The organism is Nocardiopsis synnemataformans (genome assembly GCF_965343085.1).
Classification (GTDB): domain Bacteria; phylum Actinomycetota; class Actinomycetes; order Streptosporangiales; family Streptosporangiaceae; genus Nocardiopsis; species Nocardiopsis alborubida.
On record NZ_CBDRFA010000104.1, the window covers coordinates 1 to 16114 of the forward strand.

Genomic DNA, 16114 nt, shown 5'->3' on the forward strand with positions numbered 1-16114 from the left:
ACCCCGCCGCCCGCCCCGCAGAACCCGGCCTCCGACACCGGCCAACGCTCCACACCCACCGAACGCAACAACGGTGAACGCTCACCCCAGCGCACCGGCGACACCCGCACCACGGACTCCTCCACCAACCGGTCACTCCACGAAGGCGGCGGCCCCCAGATCGCCACGGAGAGTGCCCCACCCGTTCCGGAGACCGAGAGCACCGGCAACACCACCGGCCAGGACAACCCGGACAGCTCGACGGACGCACAGCGGGCGAACCCCGACACCGCACCCGCCCCCGGACAAGAGACCTCACCGGCCGATATCCCACCGCCCCCATCTCCCGTCACCGAGAGCGGATCGCCCCAGGACACGGAGGACACCGGACACAACCCCTCCGAACGCGACGGCGAACGGTCCGATGAGCGCGATGAGGGGACCTCCGGGAACGACGACCGCTCCCAGGACCGCGACAAGGACCAGTCCGGTGACGGCGGGGACCGGTCCGGCGACGGCGAGCGGTCAGGCGAGGAGAGCGGCGACCGCTCCGGAGACGGCGAGAACCGGGGCGACGACAACAGGGACCGAAGCGACGGGGACCGGTCAGGGGACGAGGACAACGACCGATCCGACCACCAGGAGGGTGACGGGTCGGACCACCAGGACGGCGAGGACGGCGAACGCACGGACGACGACGCCGGGTCCGGCCACGGGGAGGCCCCCGCCGAGGAGGGGGACGGCCAGGAGCAGGACGGCGAGGAGAGCCGCGAGGACGCCCCCGCCGGAGAGGGCGAGACGTCCGGAGCGGCCCTGTCCCGGAACACGGACGGTGTCCCGCAGGATCAGGAGACGCCGCGGTCCCGTCCGGAACCGCTCCCCGACGGGGAGGCCGGTCCGGAGCGGAACGGCTCGCCCCCTCCCGCCACCGTGGAGCCCCCAGCCATGGCCGACAGCTGGGAGACCGCAGCCCCGCCGACGGAGAACAGCGGGGCGCCGGTACCGGGCGCCGGGGACGCCCCGCCCGCCGCCGAGGTCACGACGCCCGACACGACCGAGGGCACGCCGGTCCCCACGCGGAGCACGGACACGGACGCGCCTCCGGCACCGCCCGCCGCCGGACCCGAGCGCGCGGCGGACAGCGGCTCCAACACCCCCGGAGAGACGCGCACCGACCCCACCGCTTCCGGGATCGATCCGGGGGCCGACGCCCGCGCCGCGTCGGTCCTGGACCGCCTGCCCGAACTCACCCGGGCCCTCGCGGACAAGGACATTCCCAGGGCGCGGGCGCTGGGAGCCGAGTTCTGGAGGCTGCTGCGACCGGTCGGCGGTCCGGCCCCGGAGAACCGCTCCATCCGCGAGGCGCGCGCGCTAGCGCAGGCACTGGTGTACGTCGTCTCCGATCCGTCCGACAGGCGCGTCCCGCTGAGCGGCGAGTCCGTCCCTCCCGAACGCGTCCGGGACGCCGAGGTCCTGGCCCGCGGCATCGACCGCCACCTCCGGGACCGCCACGACCCGGTCCGCGCCCGGCTCTGGCAGCCCGGCGGGCGGCTCACGACGGACTACGTCCGCTACGCGACGCAGGACCCCGCGGACCGGGGACCCTCCCCCTACGGCGCACCGGACACGGTGACGACCGTCAACACAGCGCTGATGGACGGCGACGGAGACGCATCGGCCTCGGAAGGACGGTCCGGGGAATCGTCGACGCCGGGCCGGACAGCGACGAACACCGACGACCCCGCCGCGTCCGGGTCCAGGTCCGGGACGATCCGCCGACTGCCGACCGGTGCCGAAGCCGACCGCTACGGCGACCTCCTGCACGACCCCGGCTACAACCCCAACACCTTCGACGCGCTCCCCTTCGCGGCCCAGGACGCGGTCTCCGCCTACACCCGGTCCTCCTGGCTGAACAGCTTCACACGGCTGAGCCCGCTCAGCGAGGCGACGGTGCAGGCCGAACTGGACCGGATCCGGGACGAGAGCCGGTCCCACCCCGGATGGCAGGTCTACGAGATCGGCGGCGGCCGGTGGCCCGACCTGGCACGGCTGGAGGAAGCCGTGGAGCGGGGCGGGCTGAGTCCCGAACAGGAGCGGATCGTGCGAGGCGTCCTCGACAGCCCGTACCCGGAGGCGGCGCTGGCGAACCTCCACGAGCGCTCCGGACACGCGGGCCGGATCGCCGAATCCCTCGCCCAGGGCGGGGAACCGGCGCACTTCCCCGACTCCTCGGAAGTCCTGGCGTTGCTCCGGCGCCTGGACCGCGCCACCGGCCAGCCCTTCCCCGAGGGTTTCGAGGCCGTGCACGGCATGTACCACCACCAGCACCTGCTGGGCGAGGGCAGCACCGATCCCCGCACCCTCGCGGGGACCACTCACGTGGAACAGGGGTACTTCTCGGTCTCCCTCGGTACCGTTCCGTCCGCGGCGGGCGGCTCCCCCATCGACCTGATGCGGCTGACCGTGCCGGAAGGCGCCCGGGGGCTGTGGGTCGGCGACCGGAGCGAACACCCCGGCGAGCGCGAGGTGATCCTCACCCGGGGGACCCGCTACCGGATCACCGAGGTCGAGCCCTGGGGGCGCGGTTACCTCTTCCACGCCGAGATCCTGCCCCCCGCGCACGACGACGGGGCCGCCGCGGCCCCGGCCTGGACGGGCGAGGTGCTGGACCGCATCGACCGGGCCCTGGACGCGGATGACACGGCAGCGGCCCTGGCCGGGATACGCGGGGCGGCGGAACGCTTCACCGCGGACCTGGCCTCCGCTCTGCGGGATGCCGACGGCCCCGGCCGGACCGCGGCGATCGGCCGCCTCGAACAGGTGCGGGACGGGGCCGAGCGGCTGGCGGACCGGGCCTGGGAGATCGCCGACACCGCACCGGAGGCGGTCGCGGCCACGATCGCCCTGGCCGCGGACCTCGCCGCCGCCGCGGAGAGCGTCGCCGCGCACGGTGCCGCCGACGCGGCCGCGGCCCGGGACGCGGTCCCCGAGCCGCCCGAGGTGGACCCCGAGGACCCGGACCGGATCACCGACGCCGCACGGGAGCGCGACACGGCCCTCACACGGGTCTCGGACGCCGACACCGCGCGCGACGACGCCGAACGCGCCTCCCACATCGCCTACGACGCCGCCGACACCGCCGCCCGCACCGCACGGACCACCGGGCACGATACCGGGATCCGGGTCGGGGAGGCGCGCGCGGCCGCCGAGGCGGCGGACACCCGGCGCAGCGCCGCGATCACGGCCGCGGAGGACGCGGCCGACCGGCACGAGAGCCTCACCCGCACCGTCAACGTGGCCGCGAGCATCGCCGTCGGTATCGCGCTCAGCGACGTGACCGCCTCCCGCGGCGACGCCGCCGCGACGGCGGCCGCCCTCGACCGGGCGCGGTCCATCGCCGACCTGACCCCTCCGGGCTCCGCGGCGCGCATGAGACTGAACACGCGCATGAACGCGATGGGGCTCTCCGACCCGACCGGCTCCAACAACCCCTTCGCCTTCGCCGTGACCGACATCGCCGGAGAGGTACGGGACCCGGACGGGGACGGCACCGAGACGAGCGGCGCCGACCTCGACTCCCTCGCCCGCGGCCTGGGACTGACCGACACCGACGACGCGGAGCCGGATCTGGCGGAGGCGCCCGGCCCCGCGACCGGCACACCCCCGAGCGACCGGACGGAGCGAGGGCCGGGGGCGCACCCCGCGACGGGCTCGCCCCTGGACACGTTCCACAGCGCCCTCAACACGCAGACCCCGCCCGTCCGGAGCGGACCGGTGACCGGGGAGGAGTCCTCCGGCCCCGGGGCCGGACCGTCCCCGCGGCCGGTTCCGGCCCGGTCGGCGCCCGAGCCGAACACGGACGACGAGACCACCGAGGCCGCCCCTGCCGAGACCGGCGTTTCGCGGGGACAGGCGGCACCGCCGGACCCGCCGACCACCAGGACCGGGGAGACGACGGAGGAGGCGGTGCGCCCGCCCGCGCCGACCGAGGCCGAGACGCGCGTGCCCACGGAGGAGGCGCGGACCAGGAGCGGAGAACACGAGGAGGGCGCGCCTCCTCCGCCTCCCGCACCCGCACCCGCACCGGCCGAGAACGACGGCACCGAACAGGAGCCGTCGGTGCGGCCCGTCGACACCGACGTCACGGACACAGAACACACACCCCCACCGTCCCCACAGCACGAACACGGCACCACCACAGGGTCCGTCGAGACGGTGGACGCCACGGGCACGGAGCAACCTCCGCCGCCCCAGCAGGAGAACACCGACACCACCACGAACACCGAGGACACGGAACAGCCTCCGCCGCCACCCGCACCCGTTCTCACCGAGAACGACACCGTCCAAACGGTGGTAACACCCGTCGACACCGACGTCACGGACACAGAACACACACCCCCACCGTCCCCACAGCACGAGCACGACACCGCCACCACCACAGACCCCGTGAACGCGGTGGACACCACGGGTACGGAACAACCGCCCCCACCCCCGCAAGAGAACACCAACACCACCGCGAACACCAGGGACACCAGGGACACGGAACAGCCTCCGCCGCCCCAGCAAGAGAACACCGACACCACCACGAACACCGAGGACACGGAACGCACGCCCCCTCCTCCGCCGGAGGACCCCCGCACCACCACCGTCGGCACGGAGACGGATCGCCCGCAGACCGACACCGGCGACACCCGGCGACGCGAGGAGCCGCCGCCCCGGAACTACCCGGGTTCCGTGCGGCCGGAGCGGACGGACACCTCCTACGACCTCGGCTACCTGCTGACGTCCAACCTGGTCAACTCCAGCATGATCCACGCCGAGCGCCTGCGTTCGTTCGTGGACGACACCCTCACCAACGACGCCGGACACGTCGACGCCACGGTGCGCGACACGGTCAGGGAGCGAATCGACGCCCAGGTGCGCGAGCAGACGGGCGTGTTCTTCCAGCCGGAGGGGTTCTCCACGACGGTCAGCGGAGCGGACGGCTCCACATGGCGGGCGGACCTGCGGCTGAGCTCCTCCCACGAGGGTTTCCACCACGCGCCCACCCAGCCGAGGGAGGGCTCGAACTCCACCGAACTGAAGCTGGTGGACGAGGCCGGGGAGGCCAACCCCGCCGAGGGCAGCGGCAGCCACGGCGGCACCAAGTTCGTCGGCATGGGGTTCCAGGTCTCCCCCCTGCTTCTCGGGACGGTGGGCGGCGCCGACATCGGCCCCCGCTTCACGTTCAGCTTCTCGGGGGGAACGCGCCAGCGGCAGTCCGTGGACACGGCGGTCAGCCTCCACGACGGCTACAGCAGCTACGAGATCAAGGGCAAACCCGAGGTCTACGCCTCCGACCTGACCATGTCCTTCGACCTGACGCCCGTCCACGTCCCCCCGACACAGGCGCCGGGCAGCGGCACCACCCCGGCGAACGGCAACGCCCCGACCGACAACACCGCTCCCAACGACAACGCAGCAGCGAACGACACCACCCCGCCGGACCGGGCCGTGAACTCCCGGGCCGAATCCGCCAACGGGGTGGTCCTGGTCCTTCCGGGCGAGGTCGTGGCCAACACCGGTCCGGAGACGATCCGCCTGCGCGACCCCTTCGCGACCGAGGAGCACCAGCGCGGCCGGAACAACGACGGCAGGCCCGTGGGACCGCACGCGGACAAGGGCCACCCCGTGTCGGTCGGCGACATCCGGTTGAGCGACGGCTCCTCCGACAGGTCCTTCCCCGACTGGATCGCCGACCACCTGTGGTCCCCGGAGCAGGACCGCGGGTGGTGGAAGTCCGCGGTCGACAGGGTGACGCCCGGGTTCGTCGACAGGCGCAGGCAGCAGAAGCTGGACGCCTTCCACGACCAGGTCGGGGGGACCTTCTCCAAGAAGTCCATCCGCAACAACCTGTCGGAGATGACCTCGGCACCCGCGGTCTTCACGGTCACCGACCCCTCGGGCAGGCCCCGGCTGGTGAGCATCCAGTCCGTGCCCACCGCCTACGACGTCAAGCCCCACACCATCCAGCCCGCGAAGTACATCAAGGGCAACAAGGCCGAACGCGAGAGCGGGAGCTCCGTCCGGCACAGCGACTTCCTCGGCGGGACCCTGGGCGCGGGCGTCAGCGTCGACGCGGGGGCCGTGGGCGGCACCCACAAGGCCCGTGTCGACGCGATAGCCGTGGAGGGGGGTGTGCGGGGCCGGTCGACCGCGGAGAGTTCGCAGGTGTCGTCCGGAGCGGTCAACCGCATGAACTACGGCAAGACCGAGTCGTCCGCCTACGACGTGCAGCGCAACTACTACGTGCACTTCGACGGCGAACCCGAGGTGTACCGCTTCCAGGGCGACACCGTCGAGATCCTCACCGTCCAGGAGGCCCGCATCCTGAACGGGGACGAGCCCTCGGACAAGGTGCCCGCGCCCCCGGCTCCCGTCCGGACCGAGGGTGGCGGCACGACGCCCGAGACGGTGAACCCTCCCGGGACCGCTCCCGACGCCACCGGGAACCAGCAGCCCGGGACCGACGGGAACCGAAGCGCGCCGGGCGGCGACGACCGGAACGGGAACACCGGGACCGAGGAGCGCGGCCAGCAGCGGGAGAACGCCCCGGAACAGGAACGGCCGCCCGGACAGCAACCCCCCGAGGGGCGTCCCAACGGGGAGGGGCGGCCCGAGACCCTGCGGCCCCCTCGTCCGAACCTGGCCGAGGACCACCCGGTCACCTTCCACGGGGCCGTGCCCCGCGACTTCACCTGGCCCGACGGCAGCCAGTACCGCGACGTCGACGGGCAGCAGCGCAGCATCTACCAGCACATCGCGCACCAGGTGTTGACCGGGCTGGCCAACAAGCTGCCCGGCATAGTCCTGCCCGACATGGCCCGCGACCCGAAGAACTTCGCCAAGCGGCCCGGTCACGAGAACACGGGCCGGTTCACCGGTTCCACACGCGAGCACCATCCCTTCCGACGCGACCACGAGACCGCCGTCTTCAACACCCACAGGGTCATAGACGCGATCTCCGCGTCCGACTTCAAGAGCGGCATGGACGGCCTGACACTGCACGGCCAGCCCGTCCACCTGATCGACACGGGAAGGTTCGACCCCAGCGCGCTCTTCAAGTCGGGCCAGAAAGTGGTGCGCTCTCCGTTCGTCGCGGTACGCATCAGCGCGGACTTCTCCTCGCTCAGACACGTGGGAGAGACCACGAGGGGTACCGGAGGCGAGTACGCGGGCTCGTCCGAGCGCACCACCGCGGACGGCTCACAGAAGCGCAAGACGGTCCGGCTCTCCTCCGGCGGCTACATCCGCCGGATCGACGCCGTCGACGCGGCCGACAACCCGAGCGACGGCGGCGTGTTCTCGGTCGCCCTCCAGATGAGCGACACCAAGGGGAAGAGCCGGGGCCTGGGCATGAAGTCCCAGAGCGAGAGGACCATCCAGTACGCGGAGGACTCCAGTGTCTGGAACTCCGGGGTCCGGTTCAGGGCGAGGCTCTACCAGGACGACGACCTCGGCATGGTCCTGGGCGGTGACACGCCGCTGGCCGACCGCGGACAGGACCTGCTCAACCGCCCGATCGAGGCGCTGGCCACGATGGACACGGCCAAGGCGGTGCCGGGCGGGGAACGCGGCGGCCGGGACAACACCGCCCCCGCCCCGCGGGTCACCCGGATCCGGCCGATACCGGTCGACCAGGCCCAGGAGATGATCGACGGCCCCACGAGGCCGACTCCGGGCATGGTCCACAAGACGCGCGACGTGACCGGAACGGTCAAAAGGTGGTTCGGCGGGGGGCGGAGCCAGCCTCCCCCGGCAGAGCGGGTCCCCGCCCCGGCGCCGGAGAACTCCACCGGGCAGCGCGACACCACTGGGCAGCAGAACACCGGACAGCAGAACACCGGTTCCCAGTCCGGTGACGGCCAGCGAACACCCGCCCCCGGCACCAACACCAACACCAACACCAACACCAACACCAACCAGCCGAACACCGAAACCGCGCAGACCACCACCGGGCAACAGAACACCGACACCGCTGCGGACACCACTGGCCAGCAGAACACCGGCTCCCAGAACGACGACGTCCGGAGACCGCCGGCGACGGAAACCACAGACGGCACCACCGGCCAGCAGAACACCGACACCACCCCGGCACCGAACACCGAGACCGCGCAGACCACCACCGGGCAGCGGAACCCGGCGGAGAACGCCCCCGACACCCGCCCCATCGAACAGCGCCGGGCCGAGAAGCTCCGCGACACCCCCGCCACCGTCGAGCACGTCAACACCCGGTTCACCACCGGTGACGGCAACCGGGTGAGCAGCCTGCTCGAAGCCACCTACGAGAGCTTCTCCTCCACCGCGCCCTGGGAGAGGGGCGCGGGCGGCCAGCGTCCCTCCAGAGGGCTCGGCACCGAGCGCAAGCTGCGGCACTTCCTGAGGCGGGGCGAGGGAAGCCGACGGTTCTACGAGAACGCGCTCTCCCCGGAGAACCTCGCGGACAACCCGGCGGCGCGCTCCTCCAACGGCGCGCGCACCCGCACGGAGAAGAGTGGGGGCCCGCTCTCCCCGATGCACCTCCGCACGACGTCGTCCACCCGGCTCGACATCGACTCGGTCGACCGCTTCGAGCAGTCCGACGGCGCGGTCGTCTTCAAGAGCAAGAACACCCTGGAGACGTTCTCCAGGGACGGGAAGAGGACCGACCTGACCTTCCTGGCCACGGGCGGCGGCCGGGTCAACCCCAATCCCATCCAGCCGGCCGAGCAGCCCGCGGGCGGGACCGCGCCCGCACCCAACTCCGCGAGCGCCCCCCTGATCCAGCTCGGCCCCTCCGCGGGCAAGAGCCTGTTCGACCGCTACACCATCACCAAGCCCACGTCGAGGTTCAACGAGTCGATCGAGTTCCACCCCAAGATCCCGATGTCGTACTCCTACTCCGCCTCGGGGCGCATCACGCAGGCGATGGAGTTCGTCAAGAACTGGAGCATCGGGCCGACGTTCCCCCGCGCCGCGCGTTACCGGGGCTTCCAGGCCGACTCCGACAATCTGGAAACAGGGCTGATCCACGTCCGCGACGCCCACGCGTCGGGCATGGTCGAGGACAAGGTCCAGGAGGTCGACGGCGAACTGGTCCGCGTCCCCCAGCCCGAACCGGATCCGCCCGGGTCCGTGAAACCGCGCCCGGGTTTCGAGGACTCCGGCACGATGCTCGATCCGGTCAACCCCGACGAGGCCATCCAGAACCTCGTCGACGACCTGGCCTCACAGGGCTGGCAGTTGACCAAGGGCAGCCGGGAGATCATCCTCAAAGCCCTCAATTCCCACACCGGGCTCAACCCCAACACCGGAATGCCGGTGACGGTGAAGATCAGCCCCATCGACCACTCGATCGGGAACCTCAACTCCCCGACGACCGCGCCGCTGTCCCTGGACGCCACCGTGAAGCTGCGGCTCGACAGGAGCAACGCGAAGGTCGAGTACCTGGGCGGCAAGACGGAGTACCGCCAGCGTCAGGGCTCGGAGGAAGGGGACAGGCTCCAGCAGGGCAGCGAGAGCTCCGCGTTCCACGGGGCTCACGGCTCGCTCCTGAACCCGCTGCCCCAGTCGGGGGGCGACCAGCCCGGGGGCACCGCCCCGTCGAGCCGCCCCTACCTGATGGGCCTACAGGGTGACGGCACCACGACGAACGCGCGCGGCGACGGCGGGATCGTCCGGGACACGGACAAGCGCTCCACCCAGTTGACCATGGAGACGCCCTACGCACGGGTGTCGTCGGACACGCGGCTGACGCTCGACCTGCACATCTCCGAGAAGCAGGGCAAGGCCAACCCCCTCCTGGGAGAGAACCCGAGCTCGCGCGGGCGTAACTTCACCGGTACGGGGAACTCGGGCCGGGCGCAGGAGCTCTACCCGGCCTTCTCCCTGGACCTGGGCAACGAAGCGAGCACGGCCGAGGGGAACAACATCCCCCGGACGTCCACCGACGGAAACGACAACAGACAGCCCGGAGGACAGCAACAACCCGGCGGTCGGCAGACGGGGAACCGGACCGCTCCGGAGAACCCCTCCAACAACAACCACGCCTCACTGACCGACATGGCGCGCTCCCTGACACCTGCCGGGGGTCCGCAGTCCCGGGACGCCTTCGACGACGCCCTGACCCTGCTCGCGTCCGTCGAGAACAAGGGCAAGGACGTCCTCGACCTCGGCCGGATCGTCCTGGCGAAGTCGTGGGGCTGGAACCCGTCCGCGGACTCGGTCCACGAAGGGCGCTACACCCCGGAGGCTGTCAAGAAGGCGGCCAACTACGTCGCGGACAAGCTCAAGCTGAACTCCCGCAACAACGCCATCGACCAGACGCTCACCGAACTCGGCATCAAAGCCTCCTTCGCCGAGGCCAGCTCGAAGACGGGCGCCGAACTGCCCGAGCTGGGCCCGACCACGTGGATGATGCGCGCCATGTCCCATCCGGAGACAGCGCGCATCAAGGACTACAACCCGAGCATGCGCCTGACCGACTCCTCGGAGACGAGCAGGACCTTCTCCCCGTTCCACAACGAGTCGTCCACGACGACCATGGGTTTCGAGGCGCGCCCCTCGGGGCGTACCGGAACGGGGCCTCCGACGACGGCCACCCACTACGGCTCGGTCAACAACACGGGATCGTCCACGTCCGGAGGCGACACCGCACGGGGGAGCAGGCCGAAGGAGCCGCCCCACTCCGACCGCGTCCGTACCGGCCCCGGCTACCTGGTGGAGATGGACACCGACGTGTTCATCGGGGCCAGGACCGAGGTGAGCGGCCCCTGGTACAAGCGCTCGGCACATTACGTCGGGGACAAGGCCGCGTCCGCGGGCAGGGCGGTACGAGGCGCTTTCGGCGGCCGGAGCACCCCCTCGTCCGTCCCGTCCCGCCCCGCCCGGTGGCAGCAGGGCCAGACCACCGTCAAGACGACCAGGTGGATCTCCCACGGCGACGCGGTGAGGATGGGCGTCATCACGCCCGACCACGCCACCCGGATCGCCCCCCTGACCGAGCGTTTCACTCAGATCCAGCAGGCGCTCGGAGACGCGGAGAAGGCCTACCTCGAAGCGCGCTGGCCTCTGGACCAGGCGTCCTCCGACCGCATCGCCGCACCCGACGACCCGCGGGTCCAGGAGCGTTACAGGAACCTGGAGACCGCCTACGAGGACCGACGGGAGGACTTCAACGAGGCGGTACGCGACTGGGTGACGGCGCTCCGGGGGCTGCGCGACGGCCTGGGTGACCTCTCGTCCCTGCCCAGGCCGCGCACCGCGACCGCACCGGACCTCGACACCATCCAGGAGGAGCCGCCGTCTCCCCCGGCCCCGGCCCCGCAGCAGAACGCCGATGACCCCGCCGCCGACCCCGAGGCCATCGAGCTGCCCGAGCGGAACAACCGGCAACCCGAGCAGGAGGGCCGACAGCCCGAACGGGGCACCGGACAGCGCGGCGCCGCCCCGGACCTCCTGGACGCCCTCGGCTCGGACCTCAACATCCGACCGCGGGAGACCAGGGAGGAGGAAGCGCCTCCCCAGCCCCCGCAGCGGGACACCCCGGACCCCGCGATCACCGAGCTGCCCGAGCGCGACACCCGGCCGCCCGGGGACGACGACCAGCGGCCCGCGGACGACACCGGACAGCGCGAGACCCGACCCGGCCTCCTGGACACCCCCGGCCCGGACCCCAGCACCCGGCCGCAGGAAGACGTGCCGAGGAAAGCACCTCAGCCGAGCCCGGCCGAGGTGCTTGAAAGGGCGCGGCAGAAACTGGCGCGGGACATGGTGATGGGCAGGGTCGTCCACGGCCCGCACCGCTCCTCCCGCGACGAGGCCGCCCCCGCCGGCAACCGCCCGGAACGCCACTCACGCAACCAGACGAAGGGGCCCCTCAGCCACACGGACCAGCGTTCGGGCCCCTCCTCCGAAACGCACACACGGCCCGAGTCCGCGACGGTCCGGAGACCGAGGGCGGCGGCGCCGACCGGGGAGAACGGGAACGGGCCGTCCCCGCACGAGCCGGCCCTGCCCGGCGACCAGGCCGAGACCCGTCGCGGCCCTGTCCCGGAGCGCGTCGACAGCGCCGCCGACAGGTACACGGCAAACGATGAGGAGAACCTGTACGACGTCAGTGACGAGGAGGAGGCGCCGCGCACCCGCTGGCTCGACAGGCACTACCCGGAGGCAGCCTCGCTCAGCGGGGAAGAACGCAGTCAGCTGGTGCGATCGCTCACGGAACGGTCCCTGGCGGTGGGCCCGCCCGTCCCCGAAGGGTTCCGGCACCCCATGGACCTGGGCGGCCCCGACGACATCGCCTGGCTCGAAGCCCAGAGAGCACAGCGCTTCCCCCCGGAGTCCGACACCACCGTCCTGCCCGGGTCCTCCACGGCCCCGAGCGCACCGCAACAGCAGGACCGGCCCGTCGAAGGCCAGAACCAGCAGCCGCGGCCGACACCGTCCGAGGGCGACCAGCCGTCCCCGGCGGACACCGGTCTGACGGGCGACCACGGCCCACAGCGCTCCCCCGATCAGACCGGGACGCACCGCGACCCTGAGGACCAGCCCGTCCCGCAGACGGAGAGCGCACAGGAGGAACCGTCTTCCCCCGCCCCGGCCGGGACGAACCCGGACCCCAACAGCTCGCAGCAGAGCCAAACGACCACGCAACCGAGCCAACCGTCCCCCGAGGAGACCTCCAGCACCCAGTCCCAGCCGTCCCCTGAGGAAGCCCCCACCACCCAGCCCCAACCGGCACCCGAACAGGCCCCCAGCACCCAACCCCAACCCGCCCCCGAGGAGACCTCCAGCGCCCAGCCCCAACCAGCACCCGAACAGACTCCCACCACCCGGCCCCTCACCCAGAACCGGGACGACGGGGGTTCCTCCGCCCTGCCCCAGGACCGCACGGGCACCTCCCGGCCGGAGGGGACCGCGCCCCCGGCGGAACAGGCTCCCCCGACCTCCGACCCGGTGTCCGGCCTGTTCGCGTTCTTCGACCAGGAGTTGAACGGTCCCGCGAACAACGGGGACAACCGCTCCGCGCAGGAAACCACGCACGCCCCCTCCGGCGAGGGGACGACGACCGAGTCCGCCCCGGCCGTCAACGACGACCAGGCCCAGGAGACCTCGTCCCCCGAGACAGCGCCCGAGGTGGCCGGGTCCGATCCGTCCCGGAGACAGCCCGAGCCTGAGGAGGGGGAGACGGCGAAGGACCCCGAGCACACGCAGGACGAGGAGAAGGAGAAGAAGGAGGACACCGAGGAGGAGTCCGAGGACGTACCCACCGACACCAAGGACGAACGCGAGGACGGGGACGGCGACGACGGCGGTCCCGACAGGGATCGCTCCGGGGGGAACAGCGGAGACCGGAGCGGCGGCGACGGGGGCTCCGGCCGTGACCGCTCCGAAGGCGAAGGCGACCAGGGCGGCAGCGGTGGCAGCGGCAGGACCGGTGATGATGGCGCTTCCGATGACCGTTCGGGCGACCGTTCCGGGGACCGGGACGGTTCCGGGGGGCAGGGCCGCGGGAGGCAGGGGGAAGAGGACCGTTCCCCACGTGGAGGCCACCAGGGCGGCACGAACCGCAGCCGCGGGGGGAGCCCGGTCCGTCGCGACACCGACCCCGACGCGGACCCGGTTCCGGACCTGGTCCCGGACACGGACTCGGACGGCTACGACAGCGATGACGACCTGTCCCTGTACGACCTCCCCGACACACCGCTACAGCGGCCCCGCGACTCAACGTTGGACGAACCGCAGGTCCGACCGCCGCGGGACCAGGACGGCTCCCCCTCCGACTCCATGGACCCGAAGTCCCCGGACAAGGAGAACGGCTTCCCCGACGCCCTCGGTTCCAAGCCCTCCCCCGACGACTTCCTGGGTCTGCTCAACCCCAAGGCCGGCTTCGACCAGCCCCTGCCCAGCTCGATGACCGACTTCCTGGTCATGCCCGTGTTCGGGGACAACGGCCGTTCGGGGAACCCGCAGGGCGACCCGCCCCGTAACCCGTGGGGAGACAACCAGACGCCCCCGAACGCACCCGCCGACCCACCCGCCCAGAGCGGCGGCACCCCGCAGCCCCCCGCGGCGGGCGCGAGCGACCAGCCTCCCGCCAGCGCGCCACCACGCCCCGTCTGGGGCGGCGGCACCTCCCAACACCTCTTCGGCAACACCGGCACCCCACAACCCACCAACACGCCCCAGAACCCGACCAGGGACACCACCCAGCCCCCCGCGGCACCAGCCAGCGGCCAACCCACCGCACCCGCTCCCGCCAGTTCCCAAGGCGGCGACCAGCCTCCCGCCAGCGCGCCACCGCGCCCCGTCTGGGGCGGCGGCACCTCCCAACACCTCTTCGGCAACACCGGCACCCCACAACCCACCGGCACACCCCAGAACCCGACCAGGGACACCACCCAGCCCCCCGCACCGCAGAGCAGCGCCCCGCCCCGCAGAGGAGACCCCGACTCAGCCATCAACCTGGCCGGACTCGACGACACCACCACGGAGAACCACCGGTTCCCGGAAAACCTCAACGACGGCCGCATCATCGGCAAAATTCCCGAAACACGCGTCACAAGAGACGCCGAAGGAAAAATCGCCACCGTCGACGGGAAACCCCTCGAAGACTTCCAGTTCAACCTCGTGGAAGCACGCGCGAAAGAGGTCAGGGACCTCCTGAAGAACGGGGCCAGGGTGAAAATCACCTCGCTCAGGCCGGGGTTCAGGCCAGGAAGAGACGGCAGGGTCCCCCTCGAAGTCCAGGACCTGGGAGGGGAGATGGGAGCGGTCAACTCCATCGTCGTCGACCGCGTCACCGGACTCGTCGCCGAAGGCATGAACGGACGAAGAGGGACCTCGTTCATCCCGCCCAACAGGGAACACCCCGAAATCAGGAGAAGGATCGCCGCCATGAAGAAGCCCGGCGGATACGACGTCTACAAGGGCAAGAAGCCAACGGGCGAAAAACACTACTTCCCCCTGCCGGACGCACCCGACCGCCACGCTGAGATCAAAGCCATCAACGCGCTCCTCATGGCAAGGAGGAACGCCAGGATCAGCGACCTCCAGATCGACAACGTGTTCACCCTCAAAGAGGACGAATGGACCCGCACGGGTTGCCCCTGCTGCGCGAACTGCAGCAGGATCACCTGGGGGGCTCCCGCGCCGCGCGCCGGAAAGAGCACCCACCCCGTCGGCCACCCCAAACACAAGGTCGTCTACCCGGACTGGACCCCCTCCGATGCGCAGAACTGACCACGCGGACCTGCGGTTCCCCCCGGGCGAAAGGGCGACACACCTCGGTCGGCCCTTCACCGGACTGTCCGTCACCACAGGCACGCACGAGACCAGCGCCCAGACCTTCGTCGAAGGCGTCCAGAAGGGCCCCGAGCTCTCCTGGCACGAGAACGGGCAGCTCATCGCTCTGGGCAACACCCACGCCGACGGGCTCCCCGTCGGTCCCCTGCACTACTGGGACACCGAGGGAAACCTCGCGTACGAACACGTCAACGACGCGTCCGGAAGCCCGCGCATCACCAGGGAATGGGACGAGTCCGGAAACCTCGTCGGCGAGGAGCGGCACGAGGAGCATGTCGACGGCACCGACACCGGCGATGAGGCCTTCCCGCCCTGGCAGTGGATCAGGCTCGCCCCCGGCATGCGGGCCCCCGAACGCGGAGGCTTCCTGCCCGCGGTCAGCGTCAGAGACCTCACCACCGCCGAAGTCGAGGGCCGGGGTCGCCGTGCCCTGCACGGCGGCACGCCCTACACCGGGGAGGCCGTCACCCTCGACCGCCGGGGCCGGGTCGAGATGCACACCTTCGTCGGGGGCGTCGAGGACGGCCCCACCCTGACCTGGGCGTCCAGCGGCAAGCTCGTCGTCCAGGGCATCACCCAGCACCCCCACGGCCCGGTCGGCCCCTGGCACCAGTGGGACGAGCGGGGACGTCTCCTGCGCGAGGTCGTCCACGACGCCCTGGGCAACCGGATCATCGTCCGCGAACTCGACGAGGCCGGGAACATCGCCCGCGAGGAGCGCAGGCCCCCCGCACGCCTGGCCCGCGACCCCGAGACCGGCCGGGAGCACCCCGCCCCCTGGCTCTGAGGAGCGGTCGCGCTCCCGCGCCGG

General features: G+C 71.8%; 2 protein-coding genes. Both read left to right on the forward strand.

All coding sequences use genetic code 11. The features are described from left to right. The first annotated feature begins 924 nt into the window (after nt 1–924). Nucleotides 925–15240, forward strand: a complete 14316-nt coding sequence (locus ACSIH6_RS36120; protein ID WP_435112814.1) for an ADP-ribosyltransferase — start codon at nt 925–927, stop codon at nt 15238–15240. Then, the gene (locus tag ACSIH6_RS36125; RefSeq protein WP_435112815.1) at nt 15227–16090 is read left to right on the forward strand and encodes a toxin-antitoxin system YwqK family antitoxin; all 864 of its coding nucleotides are present in this window, start codon (nt 15227–15229) and stop codon (nt 16088–16090) included. The genes ACSIH6_RS36120 and ACSIH6_RS36125 overlap by 14 nt, the downstream gene beginning before the upstream one ends. Nucleotides 16091–16114: the final 24 nt, after the last annotated feature.